The 18394-nt window shown below is 69.5% G+C and carries 20 protein-coding genes; 9 read left to right on the forward strand and 11 right to left on the reverse strand.

Annotated features, from left to right (window positions below):
• Position 1 precedes the first annotated feature (1 nt).
• The gene (locus tag QJS31_RS23870; RefSeq protein WP_282782012.1) at positions 2–1612 is read right to left on the reverse strand and encodes a GMC family oxidoreductase; all 1611 of its coding nucleotides are present in this window, start codon (positions 1610–1612) and stop codon (positions 2–4) included.
• A gap of 27 nt (positions 1613–1639) precedes the next feature.
• Positions 1640–2509 (reverse strand): NAD-dependent epimerase/dehydratase family protein, encoded by an 870-nt coding sequence (locus QJS31_RS23875; protein WP_282782011.1) that lies wholly within the window; start codon positions 2507–2509, stop codon positions 1640–1642.
• A gap of 113 nt (positions 2510–2622) precedes the next feature.
• Between QJS31_RS23875 and QJS31_RS23880 the strand changes: the two genes are divergently transcribed.
• Positions 2623–3276, forward strand: a complete 654-nt coding sequence (locus tag QJS31_RS23880) for a TetR/AcrR family transcriptional regulator (protein WP_282782009.1) — start codon at positions 2623–2625, stop codon at positions 3274–3276.
• Here the strand turns inward: QJS31_RS23880 and QJS31_RS23885 are convergent.
• Positions 3236–3838, reverse strand: a complete 603-nt coding sequence (locus tag QJS31_RS23885; RefSeq protein WP_282782007.1) for a TetR/AcrR family transcriptional regulator — start codon at positions 3836–3838, stop codon at positions 3236–3238. The two genes, QJS31_RS23880 and QJS31_RS23885, sit on opposite strands and share 41 nt — an antisense overlap.
• Positions 3839–3962: 124 nt before the next feature.
• Here QJS31_RS23885 and QJS31_RS23890 point away from each other — a divergent pair, with 124 nt between their 5' ends.
• Genes QJS31_RS23890 through QJS31_RS23905 form a run of 4 tightly spaced genes read left to right on the forward strand, consistent with a single transcriptional unit; the run spans position 3963 to position 7584 of the window.
• Positions 3963–4433: a DUF1772 domain-containing protein gene (locus QJS31_RS23890; protein ID WP_282782005.1), complete on the forward strand. Its 471-nt coding sequence runs from the start codon at positions 3963–3965 to the stop codon at positions 4431–4433.
• 49 nt (positions 4434–4482) lie between these two features.
• On the forward strand, positions 4483–5475 hold the full coding sequence (locus QJS31_RS23895; RefSeq protein WP_282782003.1) for an aldo/keto reductase: 993 nt from the start codon (positions 4483–4485) through the stop codon (positions 5473–5475).
• 28 nt (positions 5476–5503) lie between these two features.
• A complete protein-coding gene (locus QJS31_RS23900; protein WP_306357740.1) occupies positions 5504–6937 on the forward strand; it encodes a carotenoid oxygenase family protein in 1434 nt (477 codons plus the stop codon).
• On the forward strand, positions 6934–7584 hold the full coding sequence (locus QJS31_RS23905) for an O-methyltransferase (protein WP_306357741.1): 651 nt from the start codon (positions 6934–6936) through the stop codon (positions 7582–7584). Before QJS31_RS23900 ends, QJS31_RS23905 begins: the two co-directional genes overlap by 4 nt.
• 82 nt (positions 7585–7666) lie before the next feature.
• Here QJS31_RS23905 and QJS31_RS23910 read toward each other — a convergent pair whose 3' ends face one another.
• Positions 7667–8140: a DUF1772 domain-containing protein gene (locus QJS31_RS23910; RefSeq protein ID WP_282781997.1), complete on the reverse strand. Its 474-nt coding sequence runs from the start codon at positions 8138–8140 to the stop codon at positions 7667–7669.
• Between the two features lie 211 nt (positions 8141–8351).
• Here QJS31_RS23910 and QJS31_RS23915 point away from each other — a divergent pair, with 211 nt between their 5' ends.
• Complete coding sequence (locus QJS31_RS23915) at positions 8352–9578, forward strand: FAD-dependent monooxygenase (protein ID WP_282781996.1); 1227 nt, start codon at positions 8352–8354, stop codon at positions 9576–9578.
• A complete protein-coding gene (ubiG, locus tag QJS31_RS23920; protein WP_306357742.1) occupies positions 9575–10285 on the forward strand; it encodes a bifunctional 2-polyprenyl-6-hydroxyphenol methylase/3-demethylubiquinol 3-O-methyltransferase UbiG in 711 nt (236 codons plus the stop codon). Before QJS31_RS23915 ends, ubiG begins: the two co-directional genes overlap by 4 nt.
• 62 nt (positions 10286–10347) lie before the next feature.
• On the opposite strand, the gene QJS31_RS23925 is transcribed toward ubiG, so the two are convergent.
• From QJS31_RS23925 to QJS31_RS23950, 6 genes are all read right to left on the reverse strand, one after another.
• Complete coding sequence (locus QJS31_RS23925) at positions 10348–11136, reverse strand: ester cyclase (RefSeq protein WP_306357743.1); 789 nt, start codon at positions 11134–11136, stop codon at positions 10348–10350.
• A 348-nt stretch (positions 11137–11484) separates the two neighbouring features.
• Positions 11485–12735, reverse strand: a complete 1251-nt coding sequence (locus QJS31_RS23930) for an alpha/beta hydrolase (protein WP_282786394.1) — start codon at positions 12733–12735, stop codon at positions 11485–11487.
• A 298-nt stretch (positions 12736–13033) separates the two neighbouring features.
• Positions 13034–13717, reverse strand: coding sequence for a hypothetical protein (locus QJS31_RS23935; protein ID WP_306357744.1), 684 nt, complete (start codon positions 13715–13717; stop codon positions 13034–13036).
• Positions 13718–13824: 107 nt separating this feature from the next.
• Positions 13825–15024: a co-chaperone YbbN gene (locus tag QJS31_RS23940; RefSeq protein ID WP_306357745.1), complete on the reverse strand. Its 1200-nt coding sequence runs from the start codon at positions 15022–15024 to the stop codon at positions 13825–13827.
• A gap of 100 nt (positions 15025–15124) precedes the next feature.
• Positions 15125–15859 (reverse strand): hypothetical protein, encoded by a 735-nt coding sequence (locus QJS31_RS23945; RefSeq protein ID WP_282785375.1) that lies wholly within the window; start codon positions 15857–15859, stop codon positions 15125–15127.
• Positions 15856–16254: a hypothetical protein gene (locus tag QJS31_RS23950; protein ID WP_282785376.1), complete on the reverse strand. Its 399-nt coding sequence runs from the start codon at positions 16252–16254 to the stop codon at positions 15856–15858. Before QJS31_RS23950 ends, QJS31_RS23945 begins: the two co-directional genes overlap by 4 nt.
• 276 nt (positions 16255–16530) lie before the next feature.
• Between QJS31_RS23950 and QJS31_RS23955 the strand changes: the two genes are divergently transcribed.
• Positions 16531–17010: an alpha/beta fold hydrolase gene (locus QJS31_RS23955; RefSeq protein WP_306357746.1), complete on the forward strand. Its 480-nt coding sequence runs from the start codon at positions 16531–16533 to the stop codon at positions 17008–17010.
• Here QJS31_RS23955 and QJS31_RS23960 read toward each other — a convergent pair.
• On the reverse strand, positions 17007–17714 hold the full coding sequence (locus tag QJS31_RS23960) for a hypothetical protein (protein WP_306357747.1): 708 nt from the start codon (positions 17712–17714) through the stop codon (positions 17007–17009). The genes QJS31_RS23955 and QJS31_RS23960 overlap by 4 nt on opposite strands.
• A 230-nt stretch (positions 17715–17944) precedes the next feature.
• On the opposite strand from QJS31_RS23960, the gene QJS31_RS23965 reads away from it, so the two are divergent.
• Positions 17945–18352 (forward strand): BlaI/MecI/CopY family transcriptional regulator, encoded by a 408-nt coding sequence (locus QJS31_RS23965; protein ID WP_282785379.1) that lies wholly within the window; start codon positions 17945–17947, stop codon positions 18350–18352.
• Positions 18353–18394 lie beyond the last annotated feature (42 nt).

Consider the following 18394-nt stretch of genomic DNA (forward strand, 5'->3'; position numbering starts at 1 on the left):
CTCATCGGCTCGCCACCCCGTCCTCGGCATCGCGCCGCGCCGGGTCGCCGACCAGCAGCGCCGCCGCCCGTTCTCCGATCATCAGCGCGTGTGCGTTGGTGTGCCCGCGGGGAATGCGCGGAATCACCGACGCGTCGGCCACCCGCAACCCGGCCACACCGTGGACGAGCAGTGTCGGACCCACCACCGCGAGCCGATCGTCCGGCATGCCCATCCGGCAGGTGCCGACCGGGTGGAACACCGTGGTCGCGGTGGTCCGCACGAAGTCGGCGATGCCGTCATCGGTGACCGGGAGCGGCATCAGCGGCGCGCCGACCGTGGCCAGCAGCGGTTCGGTCGCCATGACCGCGTCGGCGAAGCGGTAACCCCGGATCAGCGCGGTCATATCCGCGGGCGCACTCAGGTAGGCGGGGTCGAGGCGGGGTATCCGCTCGGGATCGGTGTCGACGATGTCCAGCCGCCCCCGGCTCTCCGGTTGCAGCAGCACCACGCTCACGGTGCGACCGGAGACGAAACCCTGCTCGCCGACTGCGATCGGCGACCAGATCAGTTCCAGGTCGGGTGCGGCCGCATCGCCGAAGAACGCCACGGCCTCACCGATATTCGAGGTGAGCGGTCCGCGCCGCTCCCGCTCGAACTCCGCTCGCGCCCGCGCCCCGTCGATGTCGGCGAAGCGGTCCTCGCCACGCACCGCGTAGGGCAGGTTCACGATCAGGTGATCGTGCAGATTCGCGCCCACACCCGGGAGTTCGACCCGCGGGTGGATCCCGGCCGCGGCCAGCCGCTCCCCCGCTCCGATCCCGGACAGCTGCAGCAGCTGCGCCGACCCGATCGCGCCCGCGCACAGCACGATCTCCCGGCGCGCCGTGAGCAGCCGCCCGTCCACCTCGACGGCGACGGCCCGGTCGTGCTCGTCGAGGTGAATCCGTCGCACCAGAGCTCCGGTGCGGACCACCAGGTTGGCGCGCTCGCGCGCCGGGCGCAGGTAGGCGTCGGCAGCGCTGAACCGCCGTCCCCCGCGCTGCGTCACCGGGGTCAGGGCGCATCCGGCGGCGGTGAGATGCCCGAGCCCGCCCGCGATCTCGGGCAGTCCCGCCGCCCTGCACCCGGCGAGGAATGCCCGGGTACTCGGGTCCGGGTCGGCCGGTGGCGAGATCCACTGCGGGCCGGAATCGCCATAGGTGATGCCGTTCTCCGGCAGACCGGCCCAGCGCTCGGCGCGACGCAGGTAGGGCGCGACCCGCTGCCAGGACCACAGGGGTCCGGCGGCTCCGGCCCAGTGGGTGAAGTCGTGTGGTTGGCCGGGCACCCACATCTGGAAGTTCATGGTCGACGACCCGCCCAGCACCTTCCCGCGCGGCCAGTCGATGACGCGCCCGGCCAATCCGGCCTGCGGTGTGGTGTGCAGCCGCCAGTCGACCTCGGAGCCGAACTGGCGCACCGAGTGCAGCGGCACCCGCAATTCCGGATCATCGTCCGGGCCGCCCGCCTCGAGCAGCAGCACCCGCAGCTGCCGGTGCTCGCTGAGGCGGGCGGCGAGTACACATCCGGCCGTGCCCGCGCCCACCACAATGAAGTCGAATTCGTCTGCGACGCTGTCGATCTCGTACATCGTATCCTCCGGGGCACGGGTAGCCGGTCAGTTGGCCGCGAGTTCGGCCAACAGCGAGGGCTGCGTGGGCGTCCAGCCCAGTTCCTTCGCGGCCTTGGCCGAGGTGGCGACCTGGTCCAGCAGGAAGGCGTCCACCATGACGCTCCAGTACTGGCGGGCGTCCTCGGGATCCCAGTCCCGCACGGCCGCACCGCTCTTCTCGGCGGCAACCCGCGCGGCGTCGCGCACCCGCACGGACTCGTCCAGGGTGCCCAGATACACCGCGCCCGCCGGCGCGGATTCGACGGCCAGCGCGTACAACTCACCCAGATCGTCGGCGTGGATGACCGACCAGCGGTTGGAGCCGTCGCCGAAATGCCGCACCACGGCGCCCTCGGCACTGTCCTGCGGGCTCAGCAGCATCGGCACGTAGCCGCGCCCGCCGCCGTAGACCAGCCCCGGGCGAATGCGCACCGTGCGTACGCCCCGCTCGGCCGCGGCCCGCTCCAACCGTTCCTCCACCGCCGGACGCCAGCCGACCACCATGGGCGGATCGAAGGGCGACTGCTCGGTCACCGGCGTGTCGCCGGTGTTGCCGTGCAGCCAGAGCCCGCTCGTGTAGACGAACCCCTTCCCGGTGCCCTCGAAGGCGCTGAGCACCGCCGTGATCACCGCGTTGTCCAGTTCACCGGAACGCTCGTCATTGCTGGAGGCGGTGTGCACCGCGGCGTCCACACCGGGCAGCGTCTCGGCCAGGGCCTCCGGGTCGAACAGATCCGCCACCAGGGGTTCCACCTCGTCGGGCACCGGCCGATCGGCACCGGTCACGGTGCCGATCACGGTGTGGCCGCGACCCGTGAGGGCGCGCGCCACCGCACTGCCGATGGTCCCCGAGACACCGGTTACCAACACTCGCATCGGAATACTCCTTGTCCTGTCACTGCTAGTTTCTATCAACGTTAGAAATTGACTGTAGAGGGCCGTGCGATGATTGTCTACCGTTGTTAGAAATTCGAAGAGGAGAGCGGCCAGTGCCACGCGACGGCAAACGAATCAAGGGCACCGCGGACGAGCGCGCCGAGGCGCGCGAACGGCTGCGGTCCGAACTGCTCGCGGCGGCACGCGAACTCGCGCGCGAGGCGGGCGGCTACGACAGCGTGACCGTGCGCTCGGTTGCCGACCGGGTCGGCTACACGGTGCCGATCGTCTACCAGTTCTTCGCAGGCAAACGCGCACTGCTGGTCGAACTGGTGGACGTGGGGTTCGCCGAACTCGCCCACCGGCTCGGGCGCGCGCGCTGTCCGGATATCCAGCGCACCGAGGGCGGCCCCCTGCTCACGGTCGCCGTGGCCTACTGGGAATTCGCGCTCGACGACCCGCACCTGTACCGGCTCATGCACAGCCTGCCCGACGTACCGTTCGGAACACCCGACGCGCCGGCCTCGGCCCGCGCCTGCTTCGAGATTCTGCGCGAGACCGCCACCACCGGCATCCCCAATCTCTGCGCCGACACCCACGACGCCGACGCCGGGGCGGATCTGCTCTGGGCGCACCTGCACGGCCTGGTCAGCCTGGTACTCGACGGCCGCGTCAAGGGCGGTGCCGAGCGCGGCCGCGAACTGCTGGTCGACCTGACCCGCTGGCTCAACCTGCCGGAGCGGTACGCGGATCCCACAGCCGGGTGAAGCGGTCCAGCAGCACGCCCAGGTGCAACCCCTGGGCATCGGTGCGCAGCCGTCGGCTGCGTGCCAGCGTGACCAGTCCGTGCAAGGCCGCCCAGAACACCTCGGTATCGGAATCGGCGTCGTCCTCCCCCGCCAATTCGGCGATGACGGAACGCAATTCGCCGAAGGCCCGGCGCAGTGGCTCCGGCGTCTCCGCACTGCCGAACGCCAGGTCCGTGGTCCGCACGAACATGGCGTCGTACAGCGCCCGCTGCCGCAGGCCGAAATCCAGGTAGGCGCGGGCGACCGCCCGCAACCGCCCCGCCGATCGCTCGGCGCCGGCACGGGCCGCACCCAGTTCTTCCGCCAGATCGGCGAAGCCCTGCACCGCCACGGCCTGCACGATGGCCTCCATGCTCGGAAAGTGGCTGTACAGCACGGGTTGGCTGTACTCGATGCACTCCGCGAGCCGGCGCGTGGTGACCGCACCCCACCCCTCGTCCTCCGCGAGCTGCCGCGCCGTGTCGATGATCAACTGCCGCCTGCTGGCCCGCTCCCGTTCCCGCCGCTCCCGAACCGTCATGCCCACATCCTATCGATCGCAAGTAACCCTATCGATGACACTGGACGTGTCGTTGACAATAGTCCTATCATTGCTAGCGACAGTCAGAGCCGTTCTCGAACGATGTTCAGATGAGGGAGCCGTCGTGGCACATCAGGTGCTGGCCGGAATAGCCGTTCTCGCCGTCGGGGTCATCTACGGAACCGATGTGTTCTGCGCACTGGTGCAGCGCTCGGCCATGGCCCGCGTCGACGACCGAGTACTCACCGCCGCAATGGGTTACATCCATCTCTACGGCGATCGCCGTCTCAAATTCCCGGGTGCGATCGGGCTCCTGACCACCATCGCCACCGCGGCCACCGCAGCCGTCACCGGCGCCGGCGCCGTCTCCGTCGCGGCCGGATGCACGGCCGTGGCGGCCCTCGTGGTGTGGTTCGCCATCTACGGGCGAATCAGCGCACCGATCAACGCCGCACTGACCGCGGCCGCGGAGGCCGGCAGCACCCCGCCCGACGCCCGCGCGCTCCAGCGGACCTGGGATTCCGTCATCAACCCGCGCTCGGTCCTGCAGGGCATCGCCCTGATCGGGCTGTTCATCAGCGCGGTCGCCGCCTGAGACCTTCGAAACCCCTTCAGCCACACCGAATCAGCAGGAGCAGACACCGATGCGAACAACCGCGCTGGGCAGCCGGGGACTCACCGTCTCCGCCTTGGGCCTGGGCTGTATGGGCATGAGCGTCGCCTACGGCCACGCCGACGAGACCGAGAGCATCGCCACCATCAGGCAGGCGCTCGACAGCGGTATCACCATGCTCGACACCGCCGACATGTACGGCCCGCACCACAACGAACTGCTGATCGCCAAGGCGATCGCCGGGCGGCGCGCGGACGTGGCGCTTGCCTCGAAGTTCGGCAACGAGATCGACCGGGACGGCAACCTCACCTGGCAGATCAACGGCCGCCCCGACTACCTGCGCTCCTGTGTCGAGGGCACCCTGACCCGGCTCGGGGTCGACCATCTCGACCTCTACTACCAGCACCGGGTGGATCCGCGGGTGCCGGTGGAGGAGACCTTCGGCGCCCTCGACGAACTGGTTCGCGCGGGCAAGGTGCGTTACCTGGGCATCTCCGAGGCCAGCGCCGACACCATCCGACGCGCGCACGCGGTTCATCCGCTCACCGCGGTGCAGACCGAATTCTCGCTGTTCACCCGGGATGTCGAGGACAACGGCGTGTTGGCCACGGTCCGCGAACTCGGTATCGGCTTCGTCGCCTACAGCCCGCTCGGACGCGGTTTCCTCTCCGGCGGCATCCGCGGCCTCGACGATCTGGCCGAGGACGACTTCCGACGCCTGTCCCCGCGCTTCCAAGGCGACAACTTCGCCAAGAACCTCGCCGTCGTCGACAAGGTGCGCGAACTGGCGGCCGAGAAGGGCGTGACGCCAGCGCAATTGGCGCTGGCCTGGGTGCTCGCGCAGGGCACCGACATCGTCGCGATCCCGGGCACCACCACGCGTACGCATCTCGCGCAGAACGTCGCCGCCGCCGACATCGCCCTGGAACCCGCCGAACTGGCGGCCATCGAGCGGCTGGCGCCCAAGGGCGTCGCGGCCGGGGAGCGTTACCCCGCGCCCGCCATGGCGCAACTCGATCTCTGACACCCCCTGTCCCGGAAAGGGATCGGCCATGAGCAACCCCTACCTCGAAGGAAACTTCGCCCCCGTCACCGAGGAACTCACCGTCACCGACCTCGAGGTGACCGGCACCATTCCCGAACACCTCGACGGCCGCTACGTGCGCAACGGCCCCAATCCCGTGTCCGAACTGGACCCCGCGACCTACCACTGGTTCATGGGCGACGGCATGGTGCACGGGGTCCGGCTGCGCGACGGCCGCGCGCAGTGGTACCGCAACCGACGTGTCCGCGCCGCGCCGCCGGGCGCGCCGCGCCACCGCGGGGGCATCGAACTGCTCGGCGCGAACACCAACGTCATCCAGCACGGCGGGCGCACCCTGGCGCTCATCGAGGGCGGCATGGCCAACTACGAACTCGACGAAGAGCTGAATACGCTGGGCGCCTGCGATTTCGACGGCACCCTACCGGGCGGTTACACCGCCCATCCCAAGGTGGACCCGAAAACCGGTGAGCTGCACGCCGTCACGCATTTCTTCGGCCGCGGCGACATCGTGCAGTACTCCGTGATCGACGTCGCCGGGCGCGCCCGGCGCATCGTCGACATCCCCATTCGCGGGGTGCCGATGATGCACGACTTCTCGCTGACCGAGAACTACGTGGTGCTCTACGACCTCCCGGTCACCTTCGATCCGCACGACGCCGCCGCCATGGTGCTGCCCGCACCGTTGCGCTACCCGACGGCGCTGCTGCTGTCGGCGCTCATCGGCCGGGTGCGGGTGCCGGATCCGGTCACCGCCATGATCGGTGCGCGGATGCGCCCCAACGACCGGCTGCCCGCCCGCTGGAATCCGGCGCACCCGGCGCGGGTGGGTCTGTTACCGCGCGAGAGCGGCCCCGAGCGGATTCGCTGGTTCGACGTGGCGCCCTGCTACGTCTTCCACCCGCTCAACGCCTACGAGGACGGCGAGACCGTGGTATTGGACGTGGTCCGACATCCGCGCATGTTCGTCACCGACCGCAACGGCCCCGACGAGGGGGCGACCACCCTGGACCGCTGGGTGGTGGACATCGCGGCGGGCACGCTGCGCGAATCCCGTCTCGACGACCGCTCCCAGGAGTTCCCGCGCATCGACGAGCGGCTGGTCGGCCGTCGGCACCGCTACGGATACACCATGGCGGCCAGCGGCGGCGGGGCACCCGCGGGCGCGCTCTACAAGCACGACCTCGAACGTGGCACCACCGTCGTGAAGGATCTCGGAAAGGGCCGCCAGGGCAGTGAATTCGTCTTCGTGCCCACCGCACCCGATGCCGACGAGGACGACGGCGTGCTGATGGGCTATTCCTACGACAGCGCCACCGACCGCAGCTCACTGCTGATCCTGGACGCACGCACCATGGAGACCGCGGCCACCGTGTCGCTGCCCGCGCGGGTGCCCAACGGCTTTCACGGCAACTGGCTGCCCACCGAAACGAGCCGCCCGTGAAGACCGTACGCATGACCGAGGAACTCATGTCCTACGTCACCGGGCACACCTCGCTCTACGACGAGGCGCAGCGACGCCTGGTCGCCGAGACCGAACGGCTCGGCGGCGCGGCGATCATGCAGGTGGCACCGGACCAGGGCGCGTTCCTCACCCTGATCACCCAGCTGACCGGCGCCCGCCGGGTTGTCGAGATCGGCACCTTCACCGGTTATTCCGCGCTGTGCATGGCTCGCGGGCTGCCCACCGACGGCAGGCTCATCACCTGCGAGATCAATCCCGACTGGGTGCCCACCGCCACCGCGGCCTGGGAACGCGCCGGGGTGGCCGACCGGATCGAACTGCGGCTGGGTCCGGCGCTGGACACCGTCCGGTCCCTGGATCCTGAGTTCACCGTCGACCTCGCCTTCATCGATGCCGACAAGTCCGGCTATATCGCCTACTACGAGGAATTGGTGCCCCGCCTGCGGCCGGGCGGGGTGATCCTCGCCGACAATGTGCTCTGGTTCGGCACGGTGGCCACTCCCCCGTTCGACGAATCCACGGAGCTGATCCGGGAATTCAACGCGCACGTGCTCGCCGACCCGCGGGTGGACTCGGTGGTGCTCACCATCGGCGACGGAGTCAATCTCATCCGCCGCAAATCCTGACCGCCACGCCCGCTGCCCATCACGCCCGGCCGGATGATCCGACCGGGCGCTCGTCGTTCGCGGGCGGTGTGCCCGGTGCCGCTCAAGGCAGGAAAAGCTGCGCGCACAGCGCGGTCAGCGCCACCATCTGGATGCCGACCCGCAGATTGATCACGCTGTCCCAGCGCGCCTGCAACTCGCGCGCCCGCTCCAGGGTCCGCCCGTTCAGCGCCGCCGCGCTGAACGCCTCGTTCACCGGTTTGGCGACGCGCAGGTAGAGCACCATCCACGCGGCCAGCATGGCGACGGCGACACCGCCCGCCACCGCGGCCTCGGTGCGCCCGGCGACGATACTGGATACCAGCGCGACCGCGGCCGCGGCCATGCCGAAACCACCCGGTATGGGCAGCCTGCGGTCTCCGTAGTAGTGCACATAGCCCACCAGGTGGGTCAGCGCCCGCTCGTCGAGATGCCGCAAGGATGTCCGCCACACGACGGCGGCAAAGGTATCGGTGCCGTAGGTCACGGCGCATCCGATGACGGCCAAGGTCGCGGCCACGTAACTGAGGGTGTGCACGATTGTCTCCCGGGGTGCGAAAACTCGGTGGAGTGCGGCGAATTCGCGATCACCGCATCCCGATTCTCCGGTCGAGATCTGTCACGGAGCTGAACCGAAAACTACACCGAGGCTGGCACGGTCAGCTCGAATCATGCTGTGCTCGAGGTTCTTTCCGGCCGCGCGGGAGACCATGAAGGCGTCATTCCGCAGTGGCGACAGGAGTTCCACCATGACCAGAGGGATCCGACGGGCCCTCATCGCGGGCGGCGGCATCGGCGGTCTGTCTGCCGCTCTCGCCCTGCGCCGCCACGGTATCGAGACCGCGGTCTTCGAAAGCGCCACGCGGCTGCGTGACGGCGGCGCCGGACTGCACATCTGGACCAACGGCATGATCGGGTTGGACTGCCTCGGCGTCGCCGAGCGCGTGCTCGACATCGCCCCGGCGCAACAGGTGTGCGAGTTCCGCACCCATCGCGATCGGCGGCTGGGCACATGGCCGGTCGGGCGCTTCCCTCGGCGCTACGGCATGCCCACGGTGGCCATCGGCCGTTCGGATCTGCACGCGATCCTGCGCGACGCCTTGGCGGGCACCGAGATCCGGACCGGCGCGGAAGTCGTCGGCTTCCACCGGGACGACGCCGGGGTGACCGTGGAATTCGCAGACGGGGGCACCGAGCGCGGTGACGTGCTGATCGGCGCGGACGGCGTCAACTCCGCGGTACGGCGGCAGCTGGCGGGTGACCGGCCGCCACGGTTCACCGGGTACATCGCCTGGCGCGGCACCGCCGCGGTGGGTCCGAATATGGTGCCCCCCGGTACCTTTCGCGCCTACTTCGGCCACGGTACCCGCTTCACCTACTACGACACCGCGCCGGGCCGCACCTACTGGATGAGCGTCGCGAACGGCGCGCCGGGCGGCCGCGACGAGGGCGATCCGACCGCGAAACTGCTGCGCCGCCACCGTGATTGGCCCGATCCGGTAGCTCGGCTGGTGGCCGCGACCCCGGCCGCGGACATCCTGCGCCACGATGTGGTCGATCGGCCGCCGCTGCGCCGGTGGGGCGAGGGGCGGGTGACCCTGCTCGGCGACGCCGCCCACCCCATCACCTTCAATATCGGTCAGGGCGCGTGCCAGGCCATCGAGGACGCCCTGGTACTCGCCGAGCGGCTGGCCGACGCCACCGACGTCGAGGCGGCATTGCGCGCCTACGAGCGCGAACGAATCCCGCGCACCGCCGCCATGCAGCGACTGGCCTGGCGGATCGGCCGAATGGGCGCGTGGGAGCACCCGCTCGCCATCCGGGCGCGCGAGGAGTTCATGGCGGCCGGCTGGGATCTGTTCGCGTTCCGCGCCGCCGAACAGGACCAGGTCGCCTACGCCCTGCGCTATCCCCCGGTGCACGGCCGCACCCTCGAACCCTCGGCACATCACGACACTCGACAGGAGCCGCAATGACCGACAGCGTGGAATCCGACCAGCACTTCTTCTCGGCTTGGGCGGACAGCTGGTGGGACACCGACTCGAAGATGAACCCGCTGAAATCGTTCAACCCGCTGCGCTTCGCCTACTTCGACCCCTACGCCGCAGACGGCTGGAAGGGGGTGCGCGTGCTCGACGTCGGTTGCGGCGGCGGCTACACCACCGAATTCCTGCACGCCCGCGGCTCGGTGGTGTCCGGCGTCGACGTGTCCCCCAAACTGGTCGCGGCCGCGCGGCAGCACGCCGAGCAGACCGGCAAGGACATCGACTACCGGGTGGGCGCGGCCGAGGCGCTGCCCTTCGACGATGCCGCCTTCGACATCGTCACCTGCGTCGACGTCCTCGAGCACGTGCAGAGTCCGCGCGCGGCGGTGGCCGAGATACACCGGGTGCTGCGACCCGGCGGCCTGTTCATGTACGACACCATCAACCGGACCTTCATGTCGCGGATCATGATGATCTGGCTGCCGGAGCGGGTGCTGGGCATCGTGCCCAAGGGCGCGCACGATTGGAACGACTTCATCACCCCGGCCGAGATGAAGGGCTATCTGACCTCGGCCGGGTTCGCCCCGATCGGCGCGGCCAAGGGCATTGCCATCCGCGGGCAGAACAAGGACGGCAGCCTCCGGGCCAAACTCACCTCCGACACCTCGTCGCTGTATCTGGGCGTCGCCCGCAAGTAGCGCACGAACGAGAACGCCGGTGCCGTTACGGCACCGGCGTTCTCGCGTATGACAGGCCCGGCTCAGCGCTGCCAGCCGTGGCCGAGTTCGCCGACCGCCGACCCGTCGCCGTAGGGATCGCGGCCGTGGATCTCCGTCAGGCTGGTGCGCAGCCAGACGTCGAACGGGTCCGACGAACCACTCAGCACCCGCATCGCCCGGCTCGGATCAGCCGCCTCCAGGTGATAGATCGCCGTCACATCCTGCCCGGTGCCGGTGCACCACATCAATTCCCGCGAGATGCCCGCCGCCTTGCGCGACGCGCGATACCGGGCCACGCGATCGCCGCCCAGTTCCCGCTGCACCTCCCGCCACCGGTCGAGCCGACCCGGCAGGATGGGGCAGGTCCGCACCGCGGGCACATCCACCGCCCGCACCCGGGCCCTCGACCGCGGTCCCAGCGAACCCACGCCGAGCTGGGCCAGCATATTGCCGTCCACTCCGATGCCCCAGCGCTCCGCGATGCGCCCGTCCTGGAGCCGCCACACCACCACGCCCTTGGAAGCGATGCGCTTGCCGGTGGGGGCCAGGCCGAGGAATTCGCCCTGATGCGTGCCCCGCCAGGTGTTGTGGATGACGACGTGATCGGCGTGCGCGCTCATCTCCTCGATGGTGACCTTCAGGTCGGGGAAGCCCCGGCGCAGTCCGGCGATGGTGTAGCGCACCCCTTCCAGTCCGTCCGGCGCACCCGGCAGGGGCTGATGATCGATGATGTCGTCGCGGTAGATCTCGTCGAGTATGGAGAAATCTCCTTGGTTGACGAATTCGTCGAAAACCCTTCTGATAATTGCCTTGTTGTCCTCTGCCGACATCGTTCGCTCCTTCGTTCCGGTGCGGGAAGCCGTCGCTCCCCGCACCCGGCTCAGTGTCGCGAGCCGACACCGCATCGGCCTCGAGGAAATCTGACCGCGATCTTGCGCGGCACGCGGCGGCCGGTGGTTACCGCGCGAAACAGGTCCCGCGTACCGGCGGCCCGCGTTCCTCCAGGAGAGCGGGTTCCAGGCGGTGCGCGCGCGACGGTCAGCAGGATCGGCAGGGCGGCCAGAACGACGCGGGCGGCGATCTGGATCCATCGGCGCTCGTACAGGATGTCGATGTATTCGCGCAGGAATGCGCCCGGTAGGGGGGGTCTGGCCGCGGATCCGGAACGACGGATGCGGTCAGCAGGGTGGCGAGACGGGTGCGGTGGGGTCGAGCAGGTATTCGGTGGCGGCGGCTTCCGCGCAGCCGTAGCCGGACCCGACCAAGCCGTGCGCGGTGCCGGGCACCAGCACGAGCGTCCCGCCGAAGCGGTCGGCGACCGCCCGCGCGCCCGCGGCCGGCGTGCGCACATCGCCGTGGCTGTTGACGACCAGCGGCGCCACCGCATCGGCTCCCGGCCGCAGCGGGCCCAGTGCCTCTCCCCGCGGCCAGAACGCGCAGGCCCCGTAGCCCTCCCGCACCGACCTCCATCCGCCGACCTCCGTCAACCGCCGGACCAGCTGACCGATATCGGTGGGCCAGGCGAAGTCGGCACAGTGGTTGCCGAAGTTGAGCCCCATATCCGGCGGCCCCGGATGCAGCGCCGCGACGGCGTCGACCAGCTCGGCGGAAGGGGTGGGCAGCGGTCGATCGGGCGGATCGCCCACCAGGTCCTCGAGCGCGTGCGAGGTGCCCGCGACAAAGGCCGGGCCGTCGCGATCGGGATCGAGAGCGCCGTCGAGCACCGCGGCCCGCACCTGCCGCGGATACCGCGCCATGTACGCCTGCGCGAGCAACGTGTCATAGGAGGACATCAGCAGGCTGATCCGCTCCTCACCCAGTGCGATGCGGATGGATTCGAGATCCGCGGCGACGTCCGCGGTACCGAGATGGCCGATGAGCGGTCCGATGCGCCGCTCGCAGGCACCGACGTACGCACGGGCCGCCGCCTCGGTCGCGGTGAGGTCCGGAGTCACGGCCTGATCATCCAGCTCGTTGGGCTCGTCCGACTCCTCTTCCGCCGCAGCGCACTCGACCTTCGCGCTCTGCCCCACGCCGCGGCGATCGAAACCGATCACATCGAACCGCTGCCGCAGTCGCTCGGGCAGGAACAGCCCGTGTGCCACCGCCGACCGCAGTCCCGATATCCCGGGCCCACCGGGACTGGTCACCAATACCCCGATACGCTCGGCGGGCGCACTGGCGGGCAGGCGCGATACCGCGAGGTCGATGGTGCCCGCATCGGGGTCGGCCGGATCGACCGCCACCGAGACGGTGCCGCACTCGCGTGTGGTCAACTCGCCGACCGGGCAGGGCCGCCAGTCGATTCCATGCTGCCTCCCGGTGTCGCCGGGCCCGGTCGAGGGAGCCGCGCATGCGGACAGCACCGAGACGAACAGTGTCGACGCCACGGCGGCCAGCGATATCGCCCGGGCGGTTCGTACGGGCATAGGTCGGTTCTCCTTGGCTATGAGAATGGATTAAGGGCACGGGCCGTCATGTCGAGGACGCACCCCGAATGCGATTGCCGACGACCACGTCTCACCAGATGGTGAAGATCAGCAGGAGGGCCGCTGCCGGGCTCAGCAGGGCGGCGGCGGCGAGGACCGCGATCGCTGCCCCGTGACGCCGATTGCGTACGGCCGGTTGATTGTTCATAGGAAAAGCTTTCCTTCGTGGTGCGGACGGGTGCTCCCGCCGACCGAACCCGGTCGGCGGGAGCGGAAATGGCACGGGTCCGCCCGGGGATCAGCGCGGCAACGGGAGCGTCTGGAAGGCCCACACGATCACCGGGCGAACGATATTCGCGATCGGTTCGGGGAGTTGCCGGAGGAACTGCTCCGCGTACTCCGGTAGCGGGACGGGCTGCTGTGCCGGGGGCGCGGGCTGCTGAGCGGGCGGAGGCGTCGGCTGCCGCGGGCGCGGCGGCGCGGGCCGCGGCGTGGTGCGGGGCTTACCCTGCCGGTCCACACCGGCACGGTTGTAGCCGTGGCGGTCGTAGCCTTGACGGTCGTAACCGGCGCGGTCGAACCCGTTGCGATCGAAACCCTTGCGGTCGTAGCCGAATCGGTCATAGCCGTGGCGGTCGAATCCGCGTCGATCGAAACCGTCCTTGTCGTAGCCGTCCCTGTTGTAGCCGTCCTTGTCGAAGCCCCGCTGGTCGACGCCCTGCCGATCAGGAACCTTTCGATCGGGAACCTGCGCGTCGGTCGCGGGCCTCTCGCGGGGTTTACCGCCGTCGCCAGGCGTATTCGTTGCGGATGTTCCCGCACCGGGGGCATCCGCCGATGCGGGATCGGCCGCGACCGCACCCGCGCCGATCGCCTGCCCGACCACCACACCGGTGGCCGCTAGCGCGGCCAGCAGCGGTTGGCGGCGGCGTGCCCTGTCGGTCGCTTCATGTCGGCCCGATGGCCACTGTGTTTCATTCACAAGAACTATTGTCCCAGTTTTGAAACACACTTCGCAATGCGATATTGCAACATCGCGCGTGACTATTGCAACATCAAGACATATCCGGCGGCCGGTCCCGCCCCGTGTCAAACCCGATCGAGCCCGACGGTGGCCGTGAGCAGGGCCGTGATGTCCGCGGCCGAACGGACGCCGACGAACCGCACCATCTCGCGACCACCCGCGAACGCGAGGACGGCGGGCACGCTGCGGAAGTCGAACCGCTCGGCCCACGGCGCTCGGTCGATGTCCACGACCACACCGGTGATGCGCCCCTCGAAGCCGGACAGCACCCCCTCCAGCACAGGCCGCAATTGTTTGCACGGCCCACACCAGGTCGCGGTCAACTGCACCAACACCGGTGCGTCACCGGCCAACAGGGCGTCGAATTCGGCTTCGTCGTCGACCGGCCGCAACGCGGCCCGCATCGTCCGGTCCGGCTCCGCGTCGTCGGGATGATCGTCACCGACGGCCAGTTCCGCCGCGGTCGCCGCGAGCTCCGCCGCCCCGGCCCGAATGCCGTTGACCTCCAAGCCCGCGGCGAGCAGCCGCGCGACGGCGTCCGACGACAGTGGCGCGGGATCGAGCTGACCCACCTCGACGGTGCGCAGCCCGGGCAGGCCGAGGATGGCGTCGGCCCACTTCGGGTCGATCCGGTCCGGCTCGATCGACAGTGCGGTGACAGCCGTCGCCGCCAAGGCGGTGAGATGTGCGGCCCGCAGGTTGCGACCGCTGAGCCGCACCTCCTCCAGTTCCGGTACCGCGGCCAGCGCACCCAGCCCGGCGCCGGTGATCGCGGCGCCGGCGACCTCCACCGAGAAGGGCTGCCGCGCGGCGACGAGGTCGAACACGCGGTCGTCGAGGCGGTCGCCGCGCATCGCGATCAGGCAGATGGTCCCGCCCGGCAGATGAAGGTCGGGGCCGATATGCGGCGAGTCCAGTTCGAGCACGAACATATCCGCGGTCCAGGCCAACGCGCGTGTTCCGGTGTCGGTGAAATCCCCGCACAGTTCCAGGTGCTGGACGTTGGCCATGGTGCCCACCACGCCGAGCAATTCGTCGTCGACGCCGGTCAGCATCATGGTCGCGAAGGCGTCGCGGCTGACCCGAGCGAGATCGGCGGGCGGGCAGTGGTCGGCGGCGTACGTGAGCATCGCGTCGTCGGGGACCTCGACCGTGCCGCGGGCGCTGATTTCCCGTCGATCCAGCAGTTCGCCCGACTGCTCGTCGACACGGAGGTACTCCACCCGGCCGGGTAGTCCGAGTTCCGGGAATCGTATTCGTCGCATGTGTATCGAAACCATCCTTTCAACCACCATGCTCCGGAAAGCCGAACATCAGTGCAACCCATTTTTGCAACAGATTGTGTGACTATTGCAACCAGGCGGATCAGTGCGCGGAGCGCTCGGATTCGGCGACCACCCGCCCGTAGGCGACGTGCCCGATCAGGCCGGAGAGCGAGTACAGCAGGATCATCGCCACCGACAACTGCCATCCGACGATGTCGCGCGGGTCGGCGAAGACATCGGGTGCGGCGTGGCTGCCGATGCGCAGCAGACTCTCGGTCACTCCCAGCAGGGCGGCGAGCCCGAGCGGGAGCAGCGACAGCCGCAGACCGCGCGGCAAGCGCGCCACGGCCACCGAGAGCAGCACGGCCAGATTCGCGACGAGAACGAGCGACGCCGCCAGGTACGAGTACGCCTGCGCCGACCCGCCCAGATACCCGACGTACTTCGTCTGCGTTCGGGGCGCGTCGGAGACCGCCCAGAGCACCAGCATCGCCACCGCCCCGGCCGTGAAGGCGCGGGTGATCCAGGGCCGCAACTCCTCCCGACCCCACGCGCGCGCCACCACCGTGAACAGGTACGCGCCGGCGGCGACGATCAACAGGTCGCCGACCAGGTCGGTGAAGTTGGTCAGATAGGTGCCGGCGATGGAACCCTGTGGCAGCCAGTCCCTTTCGAGTAGCAGCGGATGCCGCAGCACGATACCGGGCAGCAGCAGGGTCAACGCGATGGTGAACGGCCGCGACCCCGGCCGCGCCCGCCAGACGGTGAGGCGCAGCGCGATGGTGCACAGGGCGATGACGCAGGCGATGAGGTATTCGATGATTCCGGCGTTCATGTGAGCAGCCCTTCGCCGAGATCACGGCGCCAGCGCCGCCGCTTCACGGCCGGCGCTTCGTCGGTTTCGCGCTCCGCGTGCAACCGTTCCTTCTCCCGTCGGGTCAGTTCCTCGAGCAATTGCAGGGGCGACGCGGTCCGCAGCGGTTCGCTGGCCGCCGCGCGCAGCGCCTCGTCGCGGGTCAGCAACCCCGCCGCGACGAGGCCGTCGACCGGATTCACGCCATAGGCGCGAGCGAAGTCGATGACGGTTTCGGCGACCGGTGGATCGCTCTCGCGCAGATGGCGGCCGACCCGGTTGTTGCCGATGCCCATGCGCGCCGCGATGGCGCGCTCGCTGTCACCGCTCGCCACCTCGTCGCGCCACCGCAGAAACCGCTCCATACGCTCACTCACGGGTCATAGTATTGCAGAATTGGAACAGTGCAGGTAAAGAGCTCGAACACGCTGCTCTCGCGGTGGCGTCGAGCGCCGCTGGCGGGTGCGGGAGGTACGGCGAAACCGGTCGTCGGGGTAGTCGACCGCGCATTCATCCCCACTCCGCCCTGGCTATCGTGCGGCTACTCTCGTGTTCGCCGCTCGGATCGATATCCGCGAGAGCACCAGGTCGTGCGCGTATCCGGGATGTGAGCGGGCGTACGCCTCGGCGACGAACGCGCCCATCGAATGCGCGTGCTGGACCCCAGCGTCGAGGGCCGCCCCCGGCGATACGCCGAACCCCTTGCTGGACGAGCACTCCGGCCGACCCGCCGCGCCGCGCGCACCCGGCTGGCGGCGGCGCTGCTGGGCCCGGGGCAACGGTGGCTGGATCCGGCGCTGCCGCCGGAGCACGTGGACGCGGTCGTCGCGGCACTGCGCGACGGCGACTTCATCGACCGGTGCCTCGCCGAATGGAACGCCTACCCGCGCTGGGCCGCCGACCTACTCGACCTGCGCCGTCACACGCCGCTCCCGACCGCGCGGTCGCTCGTGGTCACGGCGCAGCGCCACCGGCTCTCCGGCTGGCCGCGGCGGCACCGCGCGCTGGCCCGGCAACTCGGGGGACATCACCGCGTCGTCCGCCCGTCCGGCCATCTCGTCATGACGGCACACCCGCATCGGGTCGCCGCGCTCATCCGCGCCCACCTCGCCGACCGACCCGCGGGGGGCTAACGGACGAAACAGGTTCTGCGGACCGGAAGTCCGCGTTCCTCGAGAGCGGCCAGGAGCTGTTGGCCGCGGCGGGCGCCATCGGTCGAGGAGGTGTTGGCCAGGGCCGGGACGTAGGTGGCCGCGCCGACGATGGATTCGCCGACCAGGCTCCAGAAGCGGCGGGCGGGCAGGGCCGCGCAGCGGGAGATGGCCTGTTGGATCAGGTCGAGGGCGGGCTCCAGGCGATGCGCGAGCCAGACGTACATGGCGCGCTCACAGGGCAGGGTGACCACGCCGGGCTCGCCGTCCAGACGGTCACCGTCGATGACGCGAATCGTGGTGTCGGCCAAGCCCGCCCAGTCGATGCCGCCGTCGTTGTCGGTGTGGATCCAGAGGTTCTCCAGACCCGGATCCCAGGCGCGACCCTCGGCCACCAGCAGGGCCACCACCCGGCCGACCACGGCATGGATGAGGGCGGTGGCGACGACCTCGGCGGCGATGTCGGCGTTCGTCATCTCGGCGGCGTGGCGGCGGTACATGAGTTCGATGCGGCCCTCGCGAACACCGTCGGTCAGGCGCCACCAGCGCCGCTTGCCCTGATCGGCCATGGCCGCCACGGCGTAGACACGCGGGTGTTCCGGTTGCAGGGCGCGCAGCCGAGCGCAGGTCCGCTCGAAGACGAGCTGGGAATCACGCAGCGGGCATACGGTCATGGGTTCGGGCACGCGAACCTCCTCCTCCGTGAACAAACAGGCCGAATCGAAAAGATAGGTTAGGCTTACCTAGTTAGAGAATGCAATGCTCGAAGCCGTAATGCCAGTAGTTCGGCGCCGTCGTGCGCATGGGACGCGGTGCGACACAGGGAGAGCCGGTATGACCAATACCACACCGGCTATCACCCGGTTACGACAACCTGTAGTACGCGTGCGCGTCGTTGACTCCGTAGAATTGGGGAATGGCAGGTCTTGGTGAACTCGAGAAAGCGGTCATGGACCAACTGTGGTCGGCCGATGAACCACAAACGGTGCGGCAAGTCCACGAAGCTCTCGCACAGCGCCGCGAACTCGCGTACACCACGGTGATGACGGTGCTCCAGCGATTGGCGAAGAAGAGCCTGGTGGTGCAGCAGCGCGACGACCGCGCACACCGCTACGCCCCCGTGCATACTCGCGACGAACTCGTGGCCTCGCTCATGGTGGACGCATTGCAGCAGGCCGACGAAGTAGGCAGCCGCCGCGCGGCTCTCGTACACTTCGTCGAACAGGTCGGCAAGGATGAGGCTGCCGCATTGCGGGACGCACTCGCTAAGCTCGAAGCGAACGAGGCAGCACGCAGGAAGCCGACCGACGATACGGGAGTCTGATCGCCGCACCTGCCTCGGCGCCTAGCCCCCACAACGTAGTGA

Origin of the sequence: Nocardia sp. CC213A (genome assembly GCF_030766805.1) — a bacterium.
Classification (GTDB): Bacteria; Actinomycetota; Actinomycetes; order Mycobacteriales; family Mycobacteriaceae; genus Nocardia; species Nocardia otitidiscaviarum.

Bases quoted from the DNA above. Each gene is read 5' to 3' on its own strand.
- QJS31_RS23870 (WP_282782012.1), bottom strand. From the start codon at position 1,612: ATGTACGAGATCGACAGCGTCGCAGACGAATTCGACTTCATTGTGGTG.
- QJS31_RS23875 (WP_282782011.1), bottom strand. From the start codon at position 2,509: ATGCGAGTGTTGGTAACCGGTGTCTCGGGGACCATCGGCAGTGCGGTG.
- QJS31_RS23885 (WP_282782007.1), bottom strand. From the start codon at position 3,838: ATGACGGTTCGGGAGCGGCGGGAACGGGAGCGGGCCAGCAGGCGGCAG.
- QJS31_RS23895 (WP_282782003.1), top strand. From the start codon at position 4,483: ATGCGAACAACCGCGCTGGGCAGCCGGGGACTCACCGTCTCCGCCTTG.
- QJS31_RS23900 (WP_306357740.1), top strand. From the start codon at position 5,504: ATGAGCAACCCCTACCTCGAAGGAAACTTCGCCCCCGTCACCGAGGAA.
- QJS31_RS23915 (WP_282781996.1), top strand. From the start codon at position 8,352: ATGACCAGAGGGATCCGACGGGCCCTCATCGCGGGCGGCGGCATCGGC.
- ubiG (WP_306357742.1), top strand. From the start codon at position 9,575: ATGACCGACAGCGTGGAATCCGACCAGCACTTCTTCTCGGCTTGGGCG.
- QJS31_RS23925 (WP_306357743.1), bottom strand. From the start codon at position 11,136: ATGTCGGCAGAGGACAACAAGGCAATTATCAGAAGGGTTTTCGACGAA.
- QJS31_RS23930 (WP_282786394.1), bottom strand. From the start codon at position 12,735: ATGCCCGTACGAACCGCCCGGGCGATATCGCTGGCCGCCGTGGCGTCG.
- QJS31_RS23940 (WP_306357745.1), bottom strand. From the start codon at position 15,024: ATGCGACGAATACGATTCCCGGAACTCGGACTACCCGGCCGGGTGGAG.
- QJS31_RS23945 (WP_282785375.1), bottom strand. From the start codon at position 15,859: ATGAACGCCGGAATCATCGAATACCTCATCGCCTGCGTCATCGCCCTG.
- QJS31_RS23965 (WP_282785379.1), top strand. From the start codon at position 17,945: ATGGCAGGTCTTGGTGAACTCGAGAAAGCGGTCATGGACCAACTGTGG.